This window comes from Polyangium fumosum (genome assembly GCF_005144585.1).
GTDB classification, from domain to species: domain Bacteria; phylum Myxococcota_A; class Polyangia; order Polyangiales; family Polyangiaceae; genus Polyangium; species Polyangium fumosum.
In genome coordinates this window covers 392,721-415,476 of record NZ_SSMQ01000002.1, presented here as the reverse complement: position 1 = coordinate 415,476, position 22,756 = coordinate 392,721, and the positions used below count along the sequence as shown (strand labels likewise).

General features: G+C 69.2%; 18 protein-coding genes. 9 read left to right on the top strand and 9 right to left on the bottom strand.

The annotated features are described in order from the left end of the window. Positions 1-5: 5 nt before the first annotated feature. Positions 6-1,505 carry a phytoene desaturase gene (locus tag E8A74_RS03685; RefSeq protein WP_136927496.1) on the bottom strand — a complete coding sequence of 500 codons (1,500 nt, stop codon included), beginning with the start codon at positions 1,503-1,505 and terminating at the stop codon, positions 6-8. A gap of 90 nt (positions 1,506-1,595) precedes the next feature. Between E8A74_RS03685 and E8A74_RS03680 the strand changes: the two genes are divergently transcribed. Next, a complete protein-coding gene (locus E8A74_RS03680) occupies positions 1,596-2,543 on the top strand; it encodes a MerR family transcriptional regulator (RefSeq protein ID WP_136927495.1) in 948 nt (315 codons plus the stop codon). Between the two features lie 13 nt (positions 2,544-2,556). Here the strand turns inward: E8A74_RS03680 and E8A74_RS03675 are convergent, their stop codons facing one another. Continuing rightward, positions 2,557-3,105, bottom strand: coding sequence for a YtfJ family protein (locus E8A74_RS03675; protein ID WP_136927494.1), 549 nt, complete (start codon positions 3,103-3,105; stop codon positions 2,557-2,559). 374 nt (positions 3,106-3,479) lie between these two features. On the opposite strand from E8A74_RS03675, the gene E8A74_RS03670 reads away from it, so the two are divergent. Genes E8A74_RS03670 through E8A74_RS03660 form a run of 3 tightly spaced genes read left to right on the top strand, consistent with a single transcriptional unit; the run spans position 3,480 to position 7,708 of the window. Beyond that, on the top strand, positions 3,480-3,974 hold the full coding sequence (locus E8A74_RS03670; protein WP_136927493.1) for an Hsp20/alpha crystallin family protein: 495 nt from the start codon (positions 3,480-3,482) through the stop codon (positions 3,972-3,974). A gap of 32 nt (positions 3,975-4,006) precedes the next feature. Then, positions 4,007-4,390 carry an Hsp20/alpha crystallin family protein gene (locus tag E8A74_RS03665; protein ID WP_136927492.1) on the top strand — a complete coding sequence of 128 codons (384 nt, stop codon included), beginning with the start codon at positions 4,007-4,009 and terminating at the stop codon, positions 4,388-4,390. A gap of 42 nt (positions 4,391-4,432) precedes the next feature. Continuing rightward, a complete protein-coding gene (locus tag E8A74_RS03660) occupies positions 4,433-7,708 on the top strand; it encodes a VIT domain-containing protein (RefSeq protein WP_136927491.1) in 3,276 nt (1,091 codons plus the stop codon). A gap of 24 nt (positions 7,709-7,732) precedes the next feature. Here E8A74_RS03660 and E8A74_RS03655 read toward each other — a convergent pair whose 3' ends face one another. Then, entirely contained in the window at positions 7,733-8,908 is a 1,176-nt protein-coding gene (locus E8A74_RS03655) for an LBF_2804 family protein (protein WP_232379354.1), read from the bottom strand. A gap of 108 nt (positions 8,909-9,016) precedes the next feature. On the opposite strand from E8A74_RS03655, the gene E8A74_RS54555 reads away from it, so the two are divergent. Then, a complete protein-coding gene (locus tag E8A74_RS54555) occupies positions 9,017-9,844 on the top strand; it encodes a PPK2 family polyphosphate kinase (protein WP_232379353.1) in 828 nt (275 codons plus the stop codon). Positions 9,845-9,881: 37 nt separating this feature from the next. Here E8A74_RS54555 and E8A74_RS03645 read toward each other — a convergent pair whose 3' ends face one another. From E8A74_RS03645 to thrS, 4 genes are read right to left on the bottom strand one after another with little or no spacing between them, the layout of a single operon-like run. Next, positions 9,882-10,256 carry a zf-TFIIB domain-containing protein gene (locus tag E8A74_RS03645; protein WP_136927488.1) on the bottom strand — a complete coding sequence of 125 codons (375 nt, stop codon included), beginning with the start codon at positions 10,254-10,256 and terminating at the stop codon, positions 9,882-9,884. Continuing rightward, complete coding sequence (locus E8A74_RS03640; protein ID WP_136927487.1) at positions 10,253-11,608, bottom strand: WD40/YVTN/BNR-like repeat-containing protein; 1,356 nt, start codon at positions 11,606-11,608, stop codon at positions 10,253-10,255. Before E8A74_RS03640 ends, E8A74_RS03645 begins: the two co-directional genes overlap by 4 nt. Then, positions 11,605-12,939, bottom strand: coding sequence for a hypothetical protein (locus E8A74_RS03635; RefSeq protein WP_136927486.1), 1,335 nt, complete (start codon positions 12,937-12,939; stop codon positions 11,605-11,607). The genes E8A74_RS03640 and E8A74_RS03635 overlap by 4 nt, the downstream gene beginning before the upstream one ends. Positions 12,940-12,955: 16 nt before the next feature. Continuing rightward, positions 12,956-14,785 carry a threonine--tRNA ligase gene (thrS, locus tag E8A74_RS03630; RefSeq protein WP_136927485.1) on the bottom strand — a complete coding sequence of 610 codons (1,830 nt, stop codon included), beginning with the start codon at positions 14,783-14,785 and terminating at the stop codon, positions 12,956-12,958. A 275-nt stretch (positions 14,786-15,060) separates the two neighbouring features. Between thrS and E8A74_RS03625 the strand changes: the two genes are divergently transcribed. Further along, positions 15,061-15,810 carry a YebC/PmpR family DNA-binding transcriptional regulator gene (locus E8A74_RS03625; RefSeq protein ID WP_136927484.1) on the top strand — a complete coding sequence of 250 codons (750 nt, stop codon included), beginning with the start codon at positions 15,061-15,063 and terminating at the stop codon, positions 15,808-15,810. A 187-nt stretch (positions 15,811-15,997) separates the two neighbouring features. Next, positions 15,998-16,840, top strand: coding sequence for a hypothetical protein (locus E8A74_RS03620; protein ID WP_136927483.1), 843 nt, complete (start codon positions 15,998-16,000; stop codon positions 16,838-16,840). Between the two features lie 69 nt (positions 16,841-16,909). On the opposite strand, the gene E8A74_RS03615 is transcribed toward E8A74_RS03620, so the two are convergent. Beyond that, on the bottom strand, positions 16,910-17,662 hold the full coding sequence (locus E8A74_RS03615) for a CPBP family intramembrane glutamic endopeptidase (RefSeq protein WP_136927482.1): 753 nt from the start codon (positions 17,660-17,662) through the stop codon (positions 16,910-16,912). Further along, the gene (coaBC, locus tag E8A74_RS03610; RefSeq protein WP_232379352.1) at positions 17,659-18,882 is read right to left on the bottom strand and encodes a bifunctional phosphopantothenoylcysteine decarboxylase/phosphopantothenate--cysteine ligase CoaBC; all 1,224 of its coding nucleotides are present in this window, start codon (positions 18,880-18,882) and stop codon (positions 17,659-17,661) included. Before coaBC ends, E8A74_RS03615 begins: the two co-directional genes overlap by 4 nt. 65 nt (positions 18,883-18,947) lie before the next feature. Between coaBC and E8A74_RS03605 the strand changes: the two genes are divergently transcribed. Both E8A74_RS03605 and E8A74_RS03600 read left to right on the top strand, forming a co-directional pair. After that, on the top strand, positions 18,948-20,816 hold the full coding sequence (locus tag E8A74_RS03605) for a MutS family DNA mismatch repair protein (RefSeq protein ID WP_136927481.1): 1,869 nt from the start codon (positions 18,948-18,950) through the stop codon (positions 20,814-20,816). A gap of 102 nt (positions 20,817-20,918) precedes the next feature. Beyond that, positions 20,919-22,721 carry a WD40 repeat domain-containing protein gene (locus E8A74_RS03600; RefSeq protein ID WP_136927480.1) on the top strand — a complete coding sequence of 601 codons (1,803 nt, stop codon included), beginning with the start codon at positions 20,919-20,921 and terminating at the stop codon, positions 22,719-22,721. Positions 22,722-22,756 lie beyond the last annotated feature (35 nt).

The window sequence follows — 22,756 nt, the reverse complement described above, 5'->3', positions numbered from 1 at the left end:
CGGGTTCAATGGAGCGAGGACGCATCGGGCACCAGCCTGTCGAGCACCCGCGCCGACGAGAGCACGCCTGGCAGACCCGCGCCTGGATGCGTCCCTGCGCCCACGATGTAGAGCCGCTCCACGTCCTCGCTCTCGTTGTGCGGTCGGAAGAACGCGCTTTGCGTGAGCACCGGCTCCATTCCGAAGGCCGCGCCGCGGAACGAGAGCAGCCGGTCCTGGAACTCCTGCGGATGGGTCACCCGCGAGGCCACGATCTCCTTTTCGAGTCCGGGCATCAGCGTTGTCGCGAGGTACCGCTCGACCTTCTTCCGATACGGCTCCGCTTCTCTCTCCCAGTTCGTCCCGCTCGCCAGGTTCGGCACGGGCGAGAGCACGTAAAACGCGTCGCAGCCCTCGGGCGCGAGAGACGGATCCGTCGCCGTCGGCCGGTGCAAATAGAGGCTGAAATCATCCGCCAGCACGTGCCGCTGGAAGATGTCGTCCAGGAGACCCTCGTAGCGCGGACCGAGGCAGATCGTGTGATGCGCGACGTCCTCGTAGGTTCGCTTCGTCCCGAAGTACCAGACGAAGAGGCCCATCGAATATCGTTGCTTCTCCAAACGTTCGTTCGTCCAGCGCTTGCGGACGTTGTCGTCGACGAGGTGGCGATAGGTCCAGGCCGAATCCGCGTTCGAAACCACCACCTCGGCCTCGATGCGCTCGCCGTTCTGGAGCTCCACGCCGCGCGCCCTTCGCCCGTCGAGCAGGATGCGTCGCACCTCCGCGTTGCAGCGGACCTCGCCGCCCTGGCCCTCGATGAGGCGCACGAGCCCTTTCACGAGCGCGCCCGTCCCGCCCATCGGGAAATGCACGCCCCACTTGCGCTCGAGGAATGCGATCAGGGTGTAGATCGAGGTCGTCGAGAACGGGTTTCCCCCGACGAGCAGCGGGTGGAAGCTCATCACCTGCCGCAGCCGGTCGTCCTTCACGTGCTTGGCGACGAGGTTGTAGACCGAGCGATAACTCTCGAGCTTCACCATGTCGGGGACGATCTTCGCCATGTCCCACCACGAGCCGAACGGCACGTGCGCGAGCTCCTCGAAGCCCACGCGGAAGATCTCCTCGCTCGTGCGGAGGAACCGCTCGTAGCCCTCCACGTCCCCCGGCGCGAGCGCGGCGACCTCCTTGCGCATCGCCGCAGCGTCCCCCGTGTAGTCGAACAAGGCGCCGTCGTGGAACCGGATGCGGTAGAAGGGGGTGACCGGCCGCATGTCGATGTCGTCGCTCATGCGCCGGCCCGCGAGCGTCCATAACTCTTCGAGCAAAAAGGGCGCCGTGATGACCGTCGGCCCCGCGTCGAAGGTAAAGCCGTTGATCCGGTGGACATAGGCTCGTCCGCCCGGAGCATCGAGCTTCTCCAGCACCGTCACCCGGTAGCCACGCGCGCCCAGGCGGACCGCTGCGGCCAGACCGCCAAAACCGCTGCCGATGACGACCGCGTGAGGCTTGGGGGTTGAACCTTGCATGCGGACAATATAAGGTCTGTATCAAGTTTGACAAAGGTTTCTCTTGGTCGGTCCTGACGATCGGTCGGGGCGACCGTGGAGAGCGATCCGTTGAGCCTCTACCGAATCCGCACCGTCTCGGAACTGACAGGCGTGAGCTCTGCGACGCTGCGTGCCTGGGAGCGTCGTTACGGCGTCCCTGCGCCGTCGCGAACGCCCTCCGCCTACCGGCTTTACAGCGAGGAGGACGTCGCGCTCATCGTCAAGATGCGCGACCTCGTGAAGGCGGGCATGGCGCCGGCCGAATCCGCGCGCCTCCTGCTCAGCGAGCCCGCGATCGTCGCCGCGCCCAGTGCGCCTCCGCCCGGCGCCGCGCCCCTCGATACCGACCCGTTCACCGCCGCGAAGGATCGGATCGTCGAGGCCACGCGCCGCTTCGATCCCGACGCGCTCGAAGAAGAAGTCTCGAAGACGCTCACCCTCGGCCCCGCCGTGGCGATCTTCGAACGGACGATCGGCCCTGCGCTCCGCGAGATCGGCGACCTCTGGCACGCGGGCATGATCACCGTCGCGCAGGAGCACCTCGCCTCCAACGTGCTCGGCGGCACCCTCATCCACCTCTTGCGCCTCGCGCAGCCGGCGGACGCCACGCGCCGCGTCGCGCTTGCTTGTTTCGCCGACGAAGACCACGTCCTTGGCCTCTACGGCGTCGGCTTGCGCTTCACTTCGTGGGGGTTCCGCACGCTCATGCTCGGGGCGCGCACGCCGCCGGCGGCGATCTCGCGTGTCGTCGACTCGCTCGCGCCCGACCTCGTGGGCCTCAGCGTCACCATCGCCCCGCCGTCGCCGCGCGCGCGTGAGCTCGTCGACGCCTATGCCGATGCTTGCCGCGGCGCTGCGTGGCTCATCGGCGGCGACGGCTCGGAGACCATGCGCGCATGGATCGAGGATCGCGGCGGCATTTACGTCGGCCGCGACCTCGCGGGCGCGCGGCAGACGATCGAGCGTGTCCTGGCGGCGCAGAAGCGGAGGCGCCCGTCGCGGGGCAGCAAGGACTGACGCGTCGAGCGCGTCAGCCTTCGACCTGCGCGCCGAGCAGCTCGATGAGCTTCTTCCGATCGGCTGTGCCGAGCGCGCCCGAGCCGGCGAACAGCACGCGCCCGTCTTTGCCGACGAGGATCACGTTGCTCACGCCCTTGCGAATGCCGTAGGCCTTTCCGAACGAGCCGTCCCAGTCGCAGTAAATCGTGGTCTTCTGCTTTTTCGACTCCTCGCGGATCGCGTCCTTCACGAAGCCTTTCGCGGGCCACCAGTCGTAGCCGCTCACGTCCGCGACCGCGGCGAGCGCGATCTGTTGCTTGTACTTGTCGCCCTGGGCGAGCTTCGACAGGTCGTCCTTAAGCGGCTGGTTTTGCGCTGCGGAGTCCTTGTCTTCATATACGATGAGGATCGGCTTGCCCTTGAGAGAGCTCATCTGCAGCGCGCGGCCGTCGGCGTCCTCCACCCGCGCATTCGGGGCTTCGGCGCCTTCCTTGGGCAGCGCGAGGGAGACCCCGGGCACGAGCGCGGCCACGAGCGCGGCCGCCGAGACGAACTTCGAAGCTTTTCCCTTGGAGCTCATCGCCGAATCCTCCGCGCAACACGCGTCCCGTTGAAGCTGTACACTCTTTGTACAAGGTTCGACGCCGATGTCAATCTTTGTTTCGTGTTCATACGGTCGCGCCGCGGGGGACGGGGTGGGGGCGGGCCCGTGGTGGGTGGGGTGGGGGTGTGTTGCGGGGGCGGCTCTTGACAGCGGCCGACCCATGTAGAGATTGCAGGTCGTCGGAGCCCGGGTGGCGGAAGAGAATCGAGAACGGTTCTCCGCGCTTGGGGATGAGTGCACGAGACGGGACCGAGCGCGCGTTCGCGGTCGGGGCATGGTTTGCCCTGCCGGCGGCGCCTCGGGGCCCGTGGGGGCAGAGCCACGCCCTGCGAGGGCATACGGAGGCGACCATGTTGATGCGATTCGGTGACGTGAACAGGACCTTTGCTGCGATGGATGAGCTGCGCCGGAGAATGGACCGGCTCTTCGACGAGTACGAGCCGCGCGGGGGTGCCTCGCCGCGATCGACCTTCTTCTTCGAGCCCTTCGAGGCCGGGCTTTCGTCGCGCACGGTCGCGACGTGGCCGCGCCTCTCGGTGTACGACAAGGGCGAAGCGCTGGTGATCGCGGCGGATGTTCCCGGAATGAAAGAATCGGACATCAAGCTGGAGATCGATCAGGACGTGCTCACGCTTTCGGGCGAGCGCAAGGCCGACATCCCGGAGGGTTATGCGCTCCACAAGAGGGAGCGCGCCCCGGTGAAGTTCTCGCGCAGCGTGTCCTTGCCTTGCAAGGTCGATACCGAGAAGGCGAGCGCGGTGCTGAAGGACGGCGTCCTCACGCTCACGCTGGCGAAGTCGCCCGAGGCGCAGCCCCGGAAGATCTCTGTGAAATCGGCGTCGTGAATCGATTCTGGAAGGAAAAGGAGAGAGCAGCCATGAACGCGCAGATTAGCCGTGACGAGCGGGACCATCAGACCGAGGCGCCGGAGACGCGGCGCGGCGTGGCGCCCGCGGTCGATATCTTCGAGAACAAGACCGAGCTCTTGATCGTCGCCGACCTGCCCGGCGTCGGCCCCGGCGACATCGCGGTCCGCCTCGACAAGAACGAGCTCACGATTGCGGGAAAGCGAGCGAGCGCGCCGGAGGGCAACGCCCTCGCCGTCGAGGGCCGCCCGGGGGATTTTTCGAGGACCTTCCTGGTCCCGCAAGGCATCGTGGCCGACGGGATCACCGCCGAGGTGGCCCAGGGCGTCCTCAAGGTCCGCCTGCCCAAGGTGTCCTCCCAGAAGCCTCGGCAAATCGCGGTCAAGGCGAGCTGATCACCTTTCGCGGCGCCCGGCGGTCGGCGTACTCTCGACCGTATGCGCCTGCGCCGCCGCCTCTCCCGCCTCGCCCTCCTCGTCCTCGCTCAGGCCCTCGCGAGCTGCGGCCCGGGACCCACGGTCGTCACGGGCCCGCAGTCCGCGGAGTTCGGCGGCGCGGGCGACAAGAATGGGGGCCCCGCGGGCGACCTCCCGATCGTCCCCGTGCGCTGGGAGGAGCAGCCGACGCAGACCCTGGAGGTCGCCGGGGGCGATCGCAGCGGGGCGCCCGTCTCGCTCACCTCACCCGACGGCGTCGGCCTCGTGATCACCTCGCTCGAGGTCGCGGCGGCCGTCGAGGATCCGCTCGCCTTCACCGAGCTCCATTTCACCTTCAAGAACCCCGAGGATCGCACCATCGAGGGCCGCTTCGAGCTCGTCCTGCCGCCCGGGGCCACGATCAGCCGGTTCGCCATGAAAAACGCGGACGGCTGGAAAGAGGGCGAGGTCGTCGAGCTCCAGGCGGCGCGCGTCGCGTACGAGGATTTCCTCCACCGCAGGGCCGACCCGGCGCTGCTCGAAAAGCAGGCCGGAAATCGCTTCCAGGCGCGGGTTTTCCCCATTCCTGCCTCGGGCGAAAAAGAGATCATCGTCTCCTATTCGCAGTCGCTCGCCTCGCGCGCCGATCCTTACCGCGCCTATCTTCGGGGCTTGCCGCGCATCAGCAAATTCGACATGCGCGTCATCGAGCGCCGCCGCGGGGACAAGGGCGAGCCCGTGCGCCGCATGCACGCCTTCAAGCAGGCCGATTTCGCGCCGGACCGTGATTTCGTGCTCCCGCTCGGCGCGGGCGGAGCGTCGGCCGTCGGCCTGCGCCATGAGGAGCTCGCGGTCGCGCGGGTCACGCCCCTCGCGGAGAATCGCCCCGAGCCGGTCCGGGATCTGCTCGTCCTGCTCGACACGAGCGCCTCGCGCGCGCTCGACCTCTCCACCCAGGCCGAGCGGCTCGCGGCCTTGCTCGCGGCGCTGCCGGACGAGGCGGGCAGCGACATGCCGATCGCCGTCGCGTGCTTCGATCAAGGGCTCGAACCCGTGTACATGGGGCCCAAAAAGGGGTTTGGCCGCAAGGAGATCGAGACGATCCTGCAGCGCAAGGCGCTCGGCGCCTCCGACCTCGGGCTCGCGCTGGAGAGCGCGGCGGGGTATGCCAAAAAGCAGGGCGGCCGCTTCACGCGCGCCTTGCTCCTCACGGACGGCATTCCCACGGCCGGGCCCACGACGCCCGGCGAGATCGCGACCGAGCTCGGAAAACTCCGGGACGCAGGCATTCGCAGGCTCGACGCCATCGTGGCCGGCGGCATTCGCGACGAGGCGCTCCTGCGCCGGCTCACGACGGGCACGTTCCCGCAGGACGGCGTGGTCCTCGACGCGGCGGAGAGCCCGCGCGCGCTCGCCGATCGCCTCGGCCGCGCCACCGTCTCGGGCCTCAAGGTGCGCGTCCCCGGCGCGAAATGGGTTTACCCGGAAAAACTCGACGCCGTGCAGCCCGGCGACGAGGCGCTCGTGTATGCGGAGATCCCGCCGAGCGCGCCCTTCGAGGTCGAGGTGCAGGGGCCTTCCGGCACAGCGCGGACGAAGGTCGCGACGGAGTTCGCCGAGCGCCCGCTGCTCGAACGCGCGGCGACGCAGGCAAAAATCGAGCGCCTCTCCCTCGAAAGGGAGACGGCCCCGGACGAGGGCCGGCGCGCGGCGATCGGGCGCGAGATCGTCTCGCTCTCGACGCGCTTCCGGGTGCTCTCCGACCTCACGGCGCTGCTCGTCCTGGAGACCGAGAACGATTACGCTCGGTTCGGCATCGACCGGACCGCGCTCGCGGACATCCTCGTGGTCGGCCGTTCGGGCGTCGAGCTGCAAAGCCGCAAAGGTGGCCCCGTGGCCGTCGCCGCGGGCTCGGACGAGCCCCCGAAGGTCGCCCAGGAAAAAAACGAGAGCGAAAACAAAGAAAGCAAAAAGAAGGATACCGGCGCCCCGGCCGCGCAAGCCGCGGCGGCCCCGGCGGCCGAGGCAGCGGCGCCGCCTCCTCCTCCGCAATCGGAGACCCTTTCCCGGGAAGAGCTCGCGCGCGAGGCCAAAACCGAGCCCGCCGATGCCGAGCCGTCCCCGTCCCCGCGCCCCGCGAGCACGCCTCGCGCAGCCGCAAAGGCAGCACCGGCCGCGACCGCGGCCTCGGGCGCATCACGCCCCCGCAGCAGCGAGGCCGAGTCGATCCTCAATCCTTTCGACGACGCGCCGAGCACTTCCTGGCGACCGCCGCCGAACCGTAGGCCGCCGCCGCCGCCGCCCCGCCCGCCGAGCGAATTCGAGGACGACGAGGACGAGGGTGACTCCGGCGTCCTGCCCTACGAGGGCAAATTCGCCGACGTCATGAGCCTGATCCAGGCGAAGAAACACGCCGAAGCGCTCTCCCTGGCCTCCGCGTGGCGCACGGCCGAGCCGGGCGACGCGCTCGCGCTCGTCGCGCTCGGCGAATCATTCGAAGGGCTCGGCGACCTCCCCCAGGCCGCGCGCGCCTACGGCTCGATCATCGACCTCTTCCCGTCCCGCGCCGACCTCCGCAGGTTTGCCGGCGCGCGGCTCGAGCGCATTGGCAATCGCGCCGACGGCGTCTCTTTCCTCGTCGTCGACACCTACGAAAAGGCCGTCGCGTCGCGCCCCGATCATCCCTCCGGGCACCGGCTCCTCGCGTATGCGCTCGCCCGCGCCGGAAGGTTCGCCGAGGCGTTCGAGGTCATCACCGCGGCGTTCGCGCGTCGTTATCCGAGCGGCCGTTTCGCCGGCGTGCGCCGCGTCCTCGCCGACGACGTCGGCATCCTCGCCGCTGCGCTCCTCCGCGCCAAACCCGAGCGCCGCGCCGAGGTGGAGAAGACGTTGCGCGAGATCGGCGTCCCCCTCGCCAAGCGCCCCTCGCTCCGGTTTGTCCTCACGTGGGAGACGGACGCGAACGACGTCGATTTCCATATTCGCGACAGTCGCCGCGGACACGCCTATTACAGCCACCGAAAGCTCCGCTCGGGTGGCGAGCTCTTCGCCGACGTCACCACGGGGTATGGCCCCGAGTGTTTCGCCATCGAAGGCCGCGCCGCGGCCTACCCGTATCGCCTCCAGGCCCATTATTACTCGAAAGGCCCGATGGGCTACGGCATGGGAAAACTCCAGATCGTCGAGCACGACGGAAATGGCGACATCCGGCTCGAAGAGCGTCCGTTCGTGGTCATGACCGACCGCGCGTTCGTGGATCTCGGGGTCGTCACCGGCAAGCTGCCGGCGCCGCGCTGAATTCGCTGACGCTCGCGTGACCGTTCAGACGAGCGTGCGAATCAGCTCGTCGAGCGACCCGGTGCCGGCCACGAATGCGCGCCGCAGCCGCTCCGCCGGACGCACGTCCGGGGTCCGCCCGCAGGCGGCTTGCGCCTCGTGGAGCAGCCGCGTCTCGGCGCTCGTGAAGCGTCCGTCGATGATCGCCGCCGAGAGCAGGACCTGCAGCGCCATTCGTTGCTCCGCGGACGGCAGGCGCGCAAGGATGTCGAGGAACACCCGCGAATCGTCGATCCCGTCCGGCAACGGATCGTCCACGCGCCGCAGGACCTCGACGAGCACCGCGTGCAGATTCGGGTGCAAGTCCTCCGTGCGCACGATCGAGCTCGCCACGGCGCGCACGAGCGCGAGGCGCCCCTCGGCCGAAGGCGTGATTCCCTGATCGAAGATCGCCCCCACGAGCTCGCGCGCGGCCGAGGGGCCCATCACCCGGATCTTCGCCTCGCGCAGCACGACCCAGCAAACGATCCCGTTCCACGCGGCCGTGCCGGGCACCGCGACGAAAGGCAGCCACGTGCGCACGAGCGCGCGGCCGGCCAGGCGACGGACGAGCACCTTCACCGCGAAATTGGTGACGCTCACCTTCACCTTGTAGAGCAGCGACGCGATCGCCAATTTGAATTTCGATGCCTCACGCCGCGGATCGACCCCGAACACGCGCTCCGTCGGGTTCGGCAATTCGAGCGCGGCGCGCGCGAGCGCCGCCGCCACGGCCGCCCCATCGCCGCTCGTCTCGGTCGCGAAAGGATCGAGCCCCGCGGCGCGGGAGAGCTGATGCACGGCGCGCAGCGAATCCCAATAAAGATACAAGATCTCCGCCACCGCCGCGACGATCGTCACGCCGCCGACGAGCGCCCAGTATCGCGCGGCCACATCGAAACTCGCGTGCTCGGCCCCGAAGAGCCGATCCGCGAGCACCTCCGCGCCGGCCGCGAGCGCCGCGCTCACCGCGCCCGCGACGCTCGCGCGGATCACGGCGCCGCGCACCACGACCGAGAGGTGACGTCGCTCCTCGGCGTTCAGTACGCTCACCGCGTCGGCCGAAGCGACGCGCGGCAAGGACGCCGAGAGCCGGCGAAAATAACGCACCCCGAGCCGTTCGAGCAGCGGAGCTTTCGTCTCTACTTGTGCCGCCGGATCCGTCCCGCTCGCGCTGACCATGCGAGCACCAACGATACACGAATAAAGCTTGACGTGCGGCGAATCTTTGCGTTTGCTCGGTTCGCGGGGCGGGCCCCGTGGCCAAGGGACCTCGAAAGGAGAGTGCGCGTGGGCGTCGTCACGTTCGACAAGACCGGGGAGAAAGTGAATCTCGGCGCGATTAGCGAGTCGCCGCCCGGCGGGTTGACGCGCGAGGCGGCGGCGCGGGAGCTCGAGGAGCTCGGCGAGGAGCTGTTCGAGCTCCAGGATCTCCTGTGGGGCGCGCGCACGCATTCGGTGCTCGTCGTTCTTCAGGGCCGCGACACCGCGGGCAAGGACGGCGCGATCAAGCACGTGGTGGGCCTGCTCAATCCGCGCGGCGTGCACGTCACCTCGTTCGGCGTGCCCACCGAGGAGGAGCGCGAGCACGATTTCCTCTGGCGCATTCACCGCCACACGCCGCGCAGGGGCGAGTTCTCGATCTTCAACCGCTCCCATTACGAAGACGTGCTCGTCGTGCGCGTCCACGACCTCGTCCCTCGCGACATCTGGGGCGAGCGATTCGGCCACATCCGCGATTTCGAGGAGCTGCTCTGCGAGCACGGCACGATCGTGCTGAAGTTTTTCCTTCACATCAGCAAGGACGAGCAAAAAAAGCGCCTCGTCGAGCGCGAGCAGGACCCGCGCACCGCCTGGAAGCTGAACCCCGGCGACTGGAAAGAGCGCGAGAAGTGGGGCGAGTACACCGACGCCTACGAGGACGCCATCTCGCGCACCGCGACGAAGCGCGCCCCGTGGACGATCGTGCCCGCGGACTCGAAATGGTACCGCAACCTGGTCATCGCCCGCGAGCTCGTGCAGACGCTCCGGCCCTACAAAAAGGTCTGGCAGGACAAGCTCGATGCGGTCGGTCGGGAGCGCAAGGCCGAGCTCGACGCCTATCGGACCCGTCGATAGATACGAACGGCGCAACCGCTGAGGCGCCCGCAGCGGCTCAAGCCCGCGGCTTCGCGAACAGATCCTTGATGAAATCGAGCACCGTGAGGTTCTTGTAATCGCGGAACTCACCCGCGTCGAAATACGCGCCGCCGCAGGTCGAGCACGTCTCGTACCAGAGGTGCGTCTGCGCCGGGTCCACCATTCGCACGAGCGGGTTTCCGTCGCGTGGACAGCGCACGTACGGGATTGTGTTGTTTTTCCGCCCGGTCTTCGGATCCCCCGAGTCGATGATCTCGGAGCCACGCATCGATTTGAGCCGCTCGTTCTCGCGGCTGTCGAACCAGAGACCTTTGCAGCCCGTGCAGCGATCGACCTCGACGTCCTCGAACACCACGATCTCCATCACCGCTTTGCATTTGGGACAGTTCACGGTCGCCTTCCTCTCGGCTCGCCCGAGCGAAATCCTTTGGGGTGCGCGCGACGCGCCCCGATGAGCCCGAAGGCGGCGAGGGCCGCCCAAAAAGCGCCCGCCTCGCCGCCCGGGACCCCCCGCGCGAGGCCACAGGCACAGGCGCCCGGCGGCTCCTTTCCCGGGATTTCCCCGGGCGGCACGCCAGCGTCCACCGGCCCTGCGCCGCCTGCGCCGCCTGCGCCGTCACAGGACACCGGATTCAGCATCGTCTGCAACATTGGCCAGCGTGGCTCGCAAAACGAGCGCGTCGTGCTGCCTGCGGGGCAGGGGAGCGGCCCGCAGAGATCGGCGAGGCGCGAGGCCACGCCGAACGTCGAGCCCGCGGTCACGGACAAACCCACGGAGAAGCCGTCGAGCGCCTCCTCGGTGCATGCGTACACACCCGGCTCCGCCCAGCGCAAACACCGCGCGTGCAATCGAGACACCTGCTCGAAAGCCCATTCCGGCGCCGGCGAGCGCCAGATGCCATCCTTTTCGCCGCCCACGACGAGCGCGCTGCCGTCGGGCGACAGGGAAAACCCCAAGAGCGCTCCTTCCCCGACGAAAAGCTCCTCCCACGTCTTCGCGCCGTCCGCCGAATGGAGCAACCTCCCCGGGGCGCCGTCGAGCCGCACGTACAACCGGTCCGCGTCCGCCGGATCCACCGCGCCGATGAAGGGGCCGCGCGTGTCGTCGCTCCCGGGCACCGGCGTGATTTCGTGGGTCTTTCCGCCGTCCGTGGACCGAAGCACGACGCCCATCGGCATCGATCCGCCGAGCACGCCGCTCACGTAGACGATCGAAGGCTGCGGCGTGAGATCGACCGTCCATCCGCGCAGATTGTCCGGGAAAACGGCCTCCGCGTCCGTGAACGACGCGCCGCCGTCCTCGGTCCAGAAGAGCCGCGTATCAAAGCTCGCGCCGAGCGGCGTGGACGTGAGCACCACGGCGCGGGCTGGGTTTTTCTTGTCCACCGCGAGATCGATGACGAGCTTTCCTTCGAGCGCGCCTACCCGCGAAAATCCACAGCCGTCGGGCGTCGAGACGGTGAGCCCATCGGGCAACCCCACGAGCAGCGCGCCGCCCGCGGTGATGCCGATCGGCGGGTCCCAGATCCCCGCGAACGACATCGCCTCCTCGCACACCCACGACCAGCGCGCGCCCCCGTCCGTGCTCACGACGAGCCCGTACGTCGCCCGCAAGACCACGTGCGCCGGATCCATCGGATCGACCTCGACGTGCCCGGCCGAAGGAAATCGACCATTCGCGAGCGCCGGGCCCGCAGGCAAGGCGAGGGCGGCGAGGGCGGCGAGGCCTCCGAGGCGCCTCATGGCAAGCAATGCCCCTGGAAGCAATTCAAATTCGGGACGCAGTCGATGCTCGTGTTGCAATGGCCGCCCTCGGGGCATCTCTTGGGGCACGGGCCGCCGCAATCCGGGTCCGTCTCGCCGGCGTTCTGGTAGCCGTCGGCGCAGGTCGGCGTGCACGTGAGCTTCACGGGATCACACACGCCGCCTTTGCAATCCGCGTGGACGAGGCACGGGTAGAACGGCGGGCATTTCACGTCGCACGAGCCGCCGCAGTCGTAGCTCGTCTCGTCGCCGTTGTGCTCGCCGTCGAAGCAGGAGGGCGTCGAGCAGACGGCGCTGCCCGCCGGGCCCTCGCAGATCTTGCTCGCGCAATCGAGCCCGTTCGTGCACGGCGTGCCCGGCGCGCATCCGGTCGGACAAACCACGCCGCAATCGATCCCCGTCTCGTCCCCATTCCGCACGCCGTCCGTACACGAGGGGCCCGCGCACACCCCGGCCACGCACGACGTGCTCTCGCAATCGATTCCACCCTCGCAAGCCCCGCCCACGCCGCATTTCACGCAGTCCGACCCGCCGCAATCGACGTCCGTCTCGGACCCGTTCTTCACGCCGTCCGAGCAGGTCGGGATCGCCGCGCAGACGCCGGCCTCGCAGAACCCCGAAACGCAATCCGCGTCGATCTCGCAGGCCACGCCGAGCGGACACGCGGGACACGTCGGCCCGCCGCAATCCACGCCCGTCTCCTCGCCGTTCGTCGCTCCGTCTTTGCACGTCGGCGCGCACGTGCCCGCCTCGCAGAGCCCACCCACGCAATCGTCGTCCGCGATGCAACCCGCGCCCGGCCCGCAATTCGCGACGCACGATCCGCCGCAATCGATGTCCGTCTCGTCGCCGTTCTCGATCGCGTCGCTGCACGTCGCCGGGATGCACGTTCGATCCGGCCCGCACTTGCCGCTCGCGCAGTGCACGCCGGCCGTGCACTCCACGCACTGACCCTTGCCGTCACACGCTGCCCCGCCCTCGTCGCAGGGCGCCCCGATCGGCTGGTTGTCGAAGCCGCAGCGACCATCCTCGAAGCATCGGGGCTCGCCACACGCGGAGGCGAGCCCCGGACAATCGGCGTCGCTCGTGCACGAAAACGCGCCGCCCGCGCCGCCTTGCCCGCCCGCGCCGCCCGCGCCGGTCGACGCGGACGAGCTTCCGGACGACGAAGCGGACGACGTGTGATCTTTGGGGATTCGACGTTCGTCGACGTCGGTGAGGAGGACACACCCGGCGACGGGCGCGAGCAGGACGAACGCGAGGAAGGGCGCCTCTCGAACGAACGAAACGAGGCGCGCCGGGGGGATCATCGAGTCCCCCCGGAAATTACCACGACTTCACGTGCCGCCGCTCTTTGATCTCCTGCGACAGCATCTCGACGAAGCCCGCGAGCGGCATCGCCTTCTGCTCCTTGATGCCGTACCTGCGCACGGTCACCGTCTGCTCCGTCTCTTCCTTGCCGCCGACGACGAGCAGGATCGGCACCTTCCGCGTCGCGCCCTCCTGGATCTTCTTGCCCATCGTGGCCGAGCTCGTGTCGAGCTCCACGCGCACGAGGTCCTCGCGGAGCAGCGCCTCGATCTTCTTGCCGTACGCGAGGAACTTGTCGCTCACGGGGATGATCACGACCTGCACCGGCGCGAGCCACGTCGGGAACGCGCCGCCGAAGTGCTCGATGAGGAACGCGATGAAGCGCTCGTGCGTGCCCATCGGCGCGCGGTGGATGCAGTACGGCGTCTTCTCCTTGCCGTCCTTGTCCGTGTACGCGAGCCCGAAGCGCGCCGGGACCGCGAAATCGAGCTGATTCGTGGAGAGCGTGAACTCGCGGCCCGTCACCGTGATGAACTGGAAATCCACCTTCGGCCCGTAGAACGCCGCCTCGCCGGGCGAGAGCTTGTAGTTCGCCCCCATCTCCTCCAGCGCCTCGGTCACGAGCCGCTCCGAGAGCGCCCAGTTCTCCGGATCGTCGACGTACTTCGCTCCGCGCTTCGGATCCGCCGGGTCCCAGAGCGACAAACGCATGAAGTAGTTCGTCAATCCGAACAGCGCGTAGTACCGCTCGTGGAGCTTCATGACGGCCTGGAACTCCTCCTTGAGCTGCTCGGGCGTCACGTAGATGTGCGCGTCGTTCATCGCCATGCCGCGCACGCGGGTGAGGCCCTGGAGCGCGCCCGCGCGCTCGAAGCGGTAGACCGAGCCGTACTCGGTGTAGCGCAGCGGCAGATCGCGGTACGAGTGTTTCTCCGAGGCGAACACCATGTGGTGGTGCGGGCAGTTCATCGGCTTGAGGTAGTACGACTCCTCGGGCCCGCCCGCGCCGCGCCCCTCCTCTTCGAGGACCATCGGCGGGTACATGCCGTCCTCGTAGAGCGGGATGTGCCCCGAGGTCTCGTAGAGGCCGCGCTTCGTGATGTGCGGCGTCGCGACCTTCTTGTAGCCCGCGCGGAACTCCATCTCGTGCGCGAGCTTCTCGAGCTCGTGCCGGATCGCCGCGCCGTTCGGCAGCCAGAGCGGCAGGCCCTTGCCGATCTCGTCGCGGATCGCGTAGATGCGAAGCTCTTGCCCGAGCTTGCGGTGATCCCGCTGCTTGGCCTGCTCCACGGCCGCGACGTACTCGTCGAGCTCCGCCTTCGTGTTGAACGCGTAGCCGTAGATCCGCGTCATCATCGCGTTGCGCTCGTCGCCGCGCCAGTACGCGCCCGCCAGCGCGTGCAGCTTGAAGGCGTCCGCCGGGATGTCGCTCGTGCTCGAAACGTGCGGCCCTTCGCACATGTCGACGAAGCCACCGTTTGCGTAGAAACTAATTTCGCGGTGGCCCTTCTTGTCCGCGAGCTCCCGCGCGTACTCGGCCTTGAAGGGCTCGCCCATCTGGCCCTCGATGCGCGCGAGTGCCGCGTCGAGGGGCAGGTCCTCGTGCGAGAAGGTCTGCGCCGCCGCGATGATGTCGCGCATCTTCGCCTCGATGGCGGGCAGCTCCGTGTCGCTCAACGTCTTCGGCAGGATGAAGTCGTAGTAGAAGCCGTCGTCGATGGCCGGGCCGAACCCGAGCTTCGTCCCCGGGTAGAGCGTCTGGACCGCCTGCGCCATGACGTGAGCGAGCGAGTGGCGGATGCGAAACAGCTTCTCGTCCTGGGGTTTCTCTTCGATGACGGGCATGACTCGGATCTCTCGGTTGGGCTCGGCCCTGTCCACCGGCCGAGCCCTCTCGGTCGAGGCCCCGGCCAGCACAAAGCTCTTGGTTTGGGGCGCAGAACGTGCGCCACCGCGGCCCCGAAAGCAAGCGAGGTCCGCCCGCGCTGGCCGCCTCCGGGTCGGAAAAACGCCCGGGGGAGCGCAGGCCGAGGTTGCCTCCGAGGGGCCACCTCGCTACCTTCCGCGCGCTTTGCGGCGCGGTGCGCCCGGGGCGCACACTTTCGAGGAGTAGTGAAGGCATGAGCGGCCACTCCAAATGGGCCACGATCAAGCGCAAGAAGGGCGCGCTCGACGCGAAGCGCGGCAAGCTCTTCACGAAGCTGATCAAGGAGATCACCGTCGCGTCGCGCATGGGCGGGGGCAACGTCGACGGCAACCCGCGCCTGCGGAAGGCGGTCACGGACGCGCGCAGCCAGGCGATGCCCGCCGACACGATCAAGCGGGCGATCCAGCGCGGCACCGGCGAGATCGAGGGCGTGAACTACGAGGAGATCGTCTACGAGGGCACGGGCCCCGGCGGCACGCTCTTCATCGTCGACGTGATGACGGACAACAAGAACCGCACCGTCGCCGAGGTCCGCAAGATCTTCGAGAAGCACAACGGCCAGATGAGTTCGGGCGGCTCGGCGGCGTGGGCCTTCGATCGCAAGGGCCTCATCACGCTCGCGAAGGAAGCGGCGACCGAGGACCAGCTCATGGAGATCGCCGTGGGCGCGGGCGCCGACGACTACACCGACCAGGGCGAGGAGTGGCAGGTGACGTGCAGCGTCGAGCTCACGGACCCCGTCGTGAAGGCGCTCGAGGACGCGAAGATCGCGGTGAAGTCGAGCGGCCCTGCGTACGTCCCGAAGAACAAGAAGCAGGTCGAGGGGCGTGACGCCGAGCTCTGCTTGAACCTCTTCGACACGCTCGACGATCACGACGACACGCAGAACGTCTACGCTGACTTCGACGTCTCCGAAGACGAGCTCGCCCGCATCGCGGGCTGAGACACACGAACGAAGGGGATCTTCCGCGTCGGAAGGCCCCTTCTGCGTGTGGAGCAACATTCGGACTCGGACGAGCTCTGCAACGAGCCTGGGGAAGGACCGTCTTACGAGGCCGCCCACGTGATCGCGTGGGCCTCGATCAAGACGGTCCCTGATACCCTCTGCCTTCGCATCGGAAGGAGACCCCATGGCTGACTTTGGCAAGCTCGTGCTTTCGGTCCTCGCGTTCCCGGCGTTGCTCCTCGCCTCGTCCCAGGCGCTCGCCATCACGACCCCTCCCGAGTGCGGGAAATTCGATTTCAACAAGAACGGCCTCGGCTGCGAGATCCGCGTCGAGGGCGGCTGCGAAGCCGACTGCACGTCGCTGCGGTTCACCGCCGGCTGCGAGGGCGGATGCACCGCGTCGGCGTCGACGTCGTGCACCAACAACTGCGGCGAGAGCTGCATCGCGGAGTGCGACCCCTCGAAGCTCGATTGCATCCAGGGCTGCCACGACGAATGCGAGCAGCCGTTCATCGCGGATTGCCAGGCGAACTACCCGCAGCGTGATTGCGTGACGGATGCGAAGGCGAGCTGCACCAGCCGCTGCCGCACCCAGTGCCAGGTGCAGCCGAGCAACTGCATCGAGCACTGCGACACGTGCTGCACGGGCGCGTGCACGGCGAACATCAACATGGACTGCGACCTCACCTGCTACGCGAAGCTCGAAGGCGGCTGCAGGGTGCAGTGCCAGGAGCCCACGGGCGCGCTCTTCTGCAACGATCAGTACGTGTTCGCCTCCGACGTGAAGGGCTGCATCAGCGCCCTGCTCGAGCAGGGCCTCCAGGTCGACGTCTCGGCCCAGGCGCAGGGCGAGTGCACGATCACGCTCGGCGGCGCGGATTGCGCGGGCTCGGGCGAGGCCAGCGGGCTCGGCTGCTCGGCGTCGCCGGGACAAGCCGAGTCGCCCTTCGCCATGACGGGCATCGCGCTCGGCCTCGCGGCGATGGGCATCTCGGCCTCGCGGCGTCGCAATCGCAAGAACGGCTGATCCGCTCGCGCGATCGAGGTGGAGTCGAGGCGCTCGCGGGCTGTCCGCGGGCGCTTCGCCATTTCGGGCTCAAGGGCTCCAGATCGGGAACTCGAACACGCCCCACGTGAAGAGCGCGTGCGCGAAGAGGGCCGGCGGCAAGCGATCCATCCGCATCGCGAGCCGCCCCCACACGAGCGAATAAGCGACGCCGGCCGCGACGAGCAGCGGGTTCGGCCCCACGCGCGTATCGCCGAGCAGGAACATCGTCGGCAGGTGCGCCACGCCAAACAGCGCCGCCTGCAGGAGCCACGCGCGCAGCCACCCGAACGGCGCGAGCAGCACGCGCTGCACGAGGCCCCGCCAGACGAGCTCCTCCAGCGCCGCCACCACGAAGACCACGCCCCCGAGCAGGTGCCGCCCCTCCGCCGACGGATCCCCGAGCGTGGCGTAGACGTGCATGATCCACGCAGCCCGCGGCGACGGCGGCGACGTCACGAGCAGGTGCACGCCCGTCGCCACGCCGTACAGCACCGCCGCCACGATCGCGCCCACGGTCAGATCCCCGCCGCGCGGCCGGAGCTGCTCGTCGAGCTCGCCCCGCGCGCGCAGGCGCCACACCGTGAACGCCGCGAGCGCCGCGTACACGATCACGAGCGACCCGAGCATCCACGGCGTGCCCGCGTACTCGTCCGAGAACGCAAACCCCACGGCGAGCCCGCTCGCCACGGTCACGCCGCCCGCGATGAGGAGAGCCTCGCGCTTCGACGTGGGCTCGGCTTCGACGTCTTCACCTGCGTCGACGTCCTCGTCCGGGGTCTCTTCGTCCGAGGCCTCGCTCACCGGCACCTCTGCGCCACGCGATCGAGGATGTGATCCGCGAGATCACGCTTCGACAGGACCCCGAACGCCTCTGCGCCGTGCGAGGTCACGATCGTCGCCCGGTTGTCCTCGCGCCCGAACGAGTCCTGCGCGTGGTTCGCCACCACCATGTCCACGCGCTTCGCCTGGAGTTTTCCGCGCGCGTACCCCACGATCCCCGCGTCGTCGGCCGTCTCCACGGCGAAGCCCACGAGCACCGGCCGCGCCCCCGTCCGCGCCGCGCCCACCTCGGCGAGCAGATCCGGGTTCGGGACGAGCTTGATCTCGAGCGGCTCCGCCGAGCGCTTCCGCTTCGTCGTGCTCTGCTCGGCGGGCCGGTAGTCGGCGACCGCGGCCGACATGATCAGCGCGTCCGCGCGCCCGAGATCGGCGCCCATCACCTCCCAGAGCGCCTCCTTCATCGCGAGCGCGCTCCGCACGTCGACCCGCGTCACGCCCCGCGGCGTCGCGAGCGCCACCGGCCCCGAAACGAGCGTCACCGACGCGCCTCGTGACGCCGCGCGCTCCGCGATCGCGAAGCCCATCTTCCCCGTCGATCGGTTGCCGAGGAAGCGCACCGGATCGAGGTCCTCGACCGTCGGCCCCGCCGTCACCACGATCCGGATCCCCACGAGATCCCGCGTCTCCACCGCCGCGAGCGCCGCGTGCGCGATCTCGTCGGGATCGGCCATTCGCCCCATGCCTCGTTCGCCCGAGGCCACCTCGCCCTCGATCGGACCGATCAGCGACACGCGCCCATCGGCCGCGAGCGTCGCCACGTTCCGCATCGTCGCCGGGTGCCCCCACATGCGCGGGTGCATCGCGGGCGCCGCGAGCACGGGCCCGCGCGCGCAGAGCACGAGCGCGGTCAGCAGATCATCCGCGCGGCCCGCGGCGAGCCGCGCCAGGAGATCCGCCGTCGCCGGCACGATCAACACGAGATCCGCGGCGCGCCCGAGCTCGACGTGTTTCTCTCCGGGGTAGCCCGGATCGAACATCTCCTCGTGCACCGGCTCGCCCGTGATGCCGGCGAGCGTTTGAGGTCCCACGAATTCGCGCGCCGAACGGGTCATCATCGGGACGACCCGCGCTCCGGCCTTCTTCAGCAGCCGCGCCACCTCCACGGCCTTGTAGGCGGCGATGCTGCCGCTCACGGCGAGCACGATCGTCGGGGGGACGGACGAGGGGAGAGCGGCGATCACGGGGCCGGAAAGGTTGCACGAAATGGGGCGAGCGTACATGCCCCCCGCCGCGGTAGGCTCCGGCCGTGTCCGACGCGCCTGAAACCTCTTCGACATCCGCCGATCCTCACGCCGCGCAGCGCGCGCGCCGGGACACGCTCGCGGCCGAGGCGGACGAGCTCGCGCGCCGCTCCGCGCGCCTCTCGGGCCTCCGCGGGCTCCTCTTCCTCGTGGCCCTCGGCTCGCTCGGATACGGATTTTTCCGTTCGCTCCCGACGCTCGGCTGGGTGCTCGTCGCGCTCGGCTGGGTCGTGTTCATCGCCGTCGTCGCCGTGCACGGCGCGCTCGTCACGCGCGAGTCCGAGGTGCAGACGCGGCTCGGGATCGTGGACCGCTCGCTCGCTCGCCTCGCCGGCAAATTGCCCGACGCGCTCCCGCACGGGCCCGCGGCCGAGCCGCGCCATCCGTATGCGGTCGACCTCGACGTCTTCGGATCCGCCTCGATCTTCCGCCTCCTCGACGAGACGCGCACCACGCCCGGCACCACGACCCTCGCGCGCTGGCTCGGCGAGCGCGCCTCGCCCGCCGAGATCGCGGCCCGACAGGAGGCCGTGCGCGAGCTCGCGGGCATGCCTGCGTTCCGGGAAGACCTCGCCACGATCGGCGCCTCCGCGGGCACGCGCGGCCGCCCCACCGAGCCTCTCGTCACATGGGCCGAGGCCGAGCCCGTGCTCCGCGGCGGTTTTGCGCGGACGCTCGTGCGCGCGGCGTTCGTCCTCGTGCCGCTCACCGTGGGCCTCTTTGCGCTCTCGCAGGGGCTCGGGAGCGCGCTCCCGCCGCTGCTCCGCCGGGCGTACCTCGTCCCGTTCGTCCTCCAGGTCGTCGTCCTTTTCCTCATCAGCGCGAAGATCCAGCCCGTGCTCGCGCAGGCCGCGTCGAAGGAGGCTCCGTTCGGCCGATACCGCGACCTCTTCGCGCGCATCGAGGCCGAGCCGCTGCGCGCGCCGCGCCTCGTCGAGCTCCGCGCGGCGCTGCTCGGCGGCGACGACGGCGCCTCGGCTTGCCGCGAGCTTGCCACGTTCGAGCGTGTCCTCGGCTTCGTCGAGCTTCGCCACTCGGGGCTCGTGCACATGCTCGCGAACGTCTTCTTGCTTTGGGACGTCTTCTGCATCGCCGCGCTCGAGCGATTCCGCCTGCGCGCGGGGCGCCACGTGCGCGGCTGGTTCAAGTCCCTCGGCGAGATCGAGGCGCTCGCGAGCCTCGGCGCGCTTGCGTACGAGCATCCGACGTTCACGTTTCCCGTCGTCGAGGAGGGCCCGCCGTGCTTCGTGGCCGAGCGGCTTGGCCATCCGCTGATCCCGACGCGCTCGCGCCGGGAGAATGACCTTTCGATCGACGGGCCGGGGCGCGGGATGCTCGTCACGGGCTCGAACATGAGCGGCAAGAGCACGTGGCTCCGCTCGATGGGCCTCGCGGCCGTGCTCGCGCAGGCGGGGGCGCCCGTGTGCGCGAAGAAGCTCCGCATGACGCCGCTCTCGGTGCGCACGAGCATGCGGATCAGCGACTCGCTCGAGCAGGGCGTCTCGCATTTTTATGCCGAGCTCGAGAAGCTCAAATCCGTGGTCGACGCGGCGGATCGTGACGAGCCCGTCTTTTTCCTCCTCGACGAGGTCCTCCACGGAACGAACTCGCGCGAACGCCACATCGGCGCGCGCGCCGTCGTCGTCCACCTCCTCGACAAGGGCGCGATCGGCGCTGTCACCTCGCACGACCTCGCGCTCGCGGACCTCGAAGAGCAGACGGGCGGCCGCGTCGTGAACGTGCATTTCGAGGAGCACGTCGAGGAGGGGAAGATGACGTTCGATTACGTGCTCCGGTCCGGCGTCGTCTCCACCACGAACGCGCTCCGGCTCATGCGGCTCGTGGGGATCAACGTCGCGCTCCCCGAGGCGTGACGAGATTCGCCGCGATGTTGATCTGCGGGCCCCACGTTCCGTAGAATCGGCGTTCGCTTTTCCTCGCTCGGTCTCTGGGGCCTCGCCCCGAGGAGCCTCGCCATGGTCCGACGAAGACGAACCTACCTGCGCCTCGCCGCCGTGGGGCTCGTCTCGCTCTTCGCTTCCGCGCTCCCTTCGGCCTGCGCGCTCGACGTGTACGGCTCGTTCGATCCTGACGCGCCCTGCACCGTCGGCGTCTCGGCGCCCTGCTACTCGGGCCCGCTCGGCACGGCCGGCGTCGGGGCCTGCAAGTCCGGCACGCACGTTTGTCGTATCGATCGCACGTTCGGCGCGTGCTTGGGCGAGGTCGTCCCCCAAAAGGAAGATTGTTTCGCGCCCGGGGACGAGGATTGCGACGGCAAAGCCCTCGGGGACGACGAGTGCCTCTGCGCGCCCGGCGACACGCTGCCGTGTGAGACCGGGCAGCCCGGCGTGTGTGCGGGCGGCGTCCGCACGTGCACGCCCGACGGCCTCTCCTTTGGGCCCTGCCTCCCCGCCATGACGCCTCTCCCCGAGGATTGCGCGACCGAGGCCGACGACGATTGCGACGGCGTCGCGCCCGGATGCACGGGGACCACCGATCTCGGCCTCTCCCGTGGCGGCCTGCTCTCGGACGTGGCGTTCGGCGTCGCGACGAATGGACTCGTCCACGCGACGGCCGGCGTGGTCGACGGCGACGTGACATTCCGGACCGTGAGTGCCGGCTCGTTTTATGTGGATCGGCGCCTTTCGAGCCTGACCTCGATGTGGAGCCTGGAGGTCCCTGCCATGGATGGCAAGGCGCTGGCGCGTGGCGTCGCGGTCGCGGCCGGGTCCGGGGACATCCTCGCCGCGGGGGAATTCCAGGGCTCGATGAATTTCGGCAATGGCAAGGTCCTGACGAGCGCGGCGAGCGACACCGATTCCTTCGTCGTCGCGGTGAACGCGGGCGGCGCTGTGCGGTGGGCGCGGGCGTTCGGGGGCGACCAGGTCCAGATCGCGAATGCCGTCGCGGCCGGGCCGGATGGGTGGATCGCGGTCGCCGGCGAGGCGTCGGGCGTCGTCAATTTCGGCGGCGGCGACCGCCCGGCGAGCGGCGCCGACGGATTCGTCGCCATCCTCGACGCCGACGGCAACCACATCTGGAGCCGCGTGTTCGGCGACGCCGCCCCGCAGGCGGCCTACGGCGTGGCGTTCACGGCGAGCGCCGACGTCGTCGTGGCGGGTGAATTCGACGGCTCGCTCGATCTCGGCAGCGGCGTCCTGCAATCGGCGGGCGGCGGCGACGCCTTCGTGGCGCGGCTCTCGGGCATCCATACGAACTCGAAATGGAGCGTCAAGATCGGCGACGACGCGTCCCAGCAGCGCGCCTACGCGGTCGCGGTCGGCCCCTCGGGCGAAATCGCGGTGACGGGGATGTTCGCCGGATCGATCACGGTCGCTGGCACGACGCTCACCAGCATGACGTCGGTGGACGCATTCCTCCTCGTCTTCGAGCCCGACGGCGCGCTCCGTTTCGGAAAAAAGCTCGGCGACACGACCGGCGGTGATCAGATCGGCACGGCCGTCGCATTCGACGCGGCGGGCAACGTCGTCGTGACGGGCAGCTTCGACGGCGCCATCGATTTCGGCGCCGGCGCGGTCCCCTCGGCGGGGGCCTCCGACGTGTTCGTCGCGAAATACGGGAGCGTCGACGGCGCGCTCCTCTGGGCGAGGACGGACGGCGATGACCAGGCGCAACATGCCTTTGGCGTCGCGGCCTTGCCGGAGTCGAGGACGCTCCTCGCGGGCGGGTTTGCCGGGACGATCGAATTCGACGCCCCGGTCGCGCCGCTCGTGAGCCAGGGCGAGCACGACGTGTTCGTGACACGCCTCGCGCCCTGAGCCCGGGATTTCGACGCGGAGAATTTGCGGGCAAT

Bases quoted from the DNA above. Each gene is read 5' to 3' on its own strand.
- E8A74_RS03635 (WP_136927486.1), bottom strand. From the start codon at position 12,939: ATGATCCCCCCGGCGCGCCTCGTTTCGTTCGTTCGAGAGGCGCCCTTC.
- E8A74_RS03670 (WP_136927493.1), top strand. From the start codon at position 3,480: ATGTTGATGCGATTCGGTGACGTGAACAGGACCTTTGCTGCGATGGAT.
- E8A74_RS03655 (WP_232379354.1), bottom strand. From the start codon at position 8,908: ATGGTCAGCGCGAGCGGGACGGATCCGGCGGCACAAGTAGAGACGAAA.
- E8A74_RS03625 (WP_136927484.1), top strand. From the start codon at position 15,061: ATGAGCGGCCACTCCAAATGGGCCACGATCAAGCGCAAGAAGGGCGCG.
- E8A74_RS03665 (WP_136927492.1), top strand. From the start codon at position 4,007: ATGAACGCGCAGATTAGCCGTGACGAGCGGGACCATCAGACCGAGGCG.
- E8A74_RS03675 (WP_136927494.1), bottom strand. From the start codon at position 3,105: ATGAGCTCCAAGGGAAAAGCTTCGAAGTTCGTCTCGGCGGCCGCGCTC.
- E8A74_RS03600 (WP_136927480.1), top strand. From the start codon at position 20,919: ATGGTCCGACGAAGACGAACCTACCTGCGCCTCGCCGCCGTGGGGCTC.
- E8A74_RS03640 (WP_136927487.1), bottom strand. From the start codon at position 11,608: ATGAGGCGCCTCGGAGGCCTCGCCGCCCTCGCCGCCCTCGCCTTGCCT.
- E8A74_RS03620 (WP_136927483.1), top strand. From the start codon at position 15,998: ATGGCTGACTTTGGCAAGCTCGTGCTTTCGGTCCTCGCGTTCCCGGCG.
- E8A74_RS03660 (WP_136927491.1), top strand. From the start codon at position 4,433: ATGCGCCTGCGCCGCCGCCTCTCCCGCCTCGCCCTCCTCGTCCTCGCT.
- E8A74_RS03685 (WP_136927496.1), bottom strand. From the start codon at position 1,505: ATGCAAGGTTCAACCCCCAAGCCTCACGCGGTCGTCATCGGCAGCGGT.
- thrS (WP_136927485.1), bottom strand. From the start codon at position 14,785: ATGCCCGTCATCGAAGAGAAACCCCAGGACGAGAAGCTGTTTCGCATC.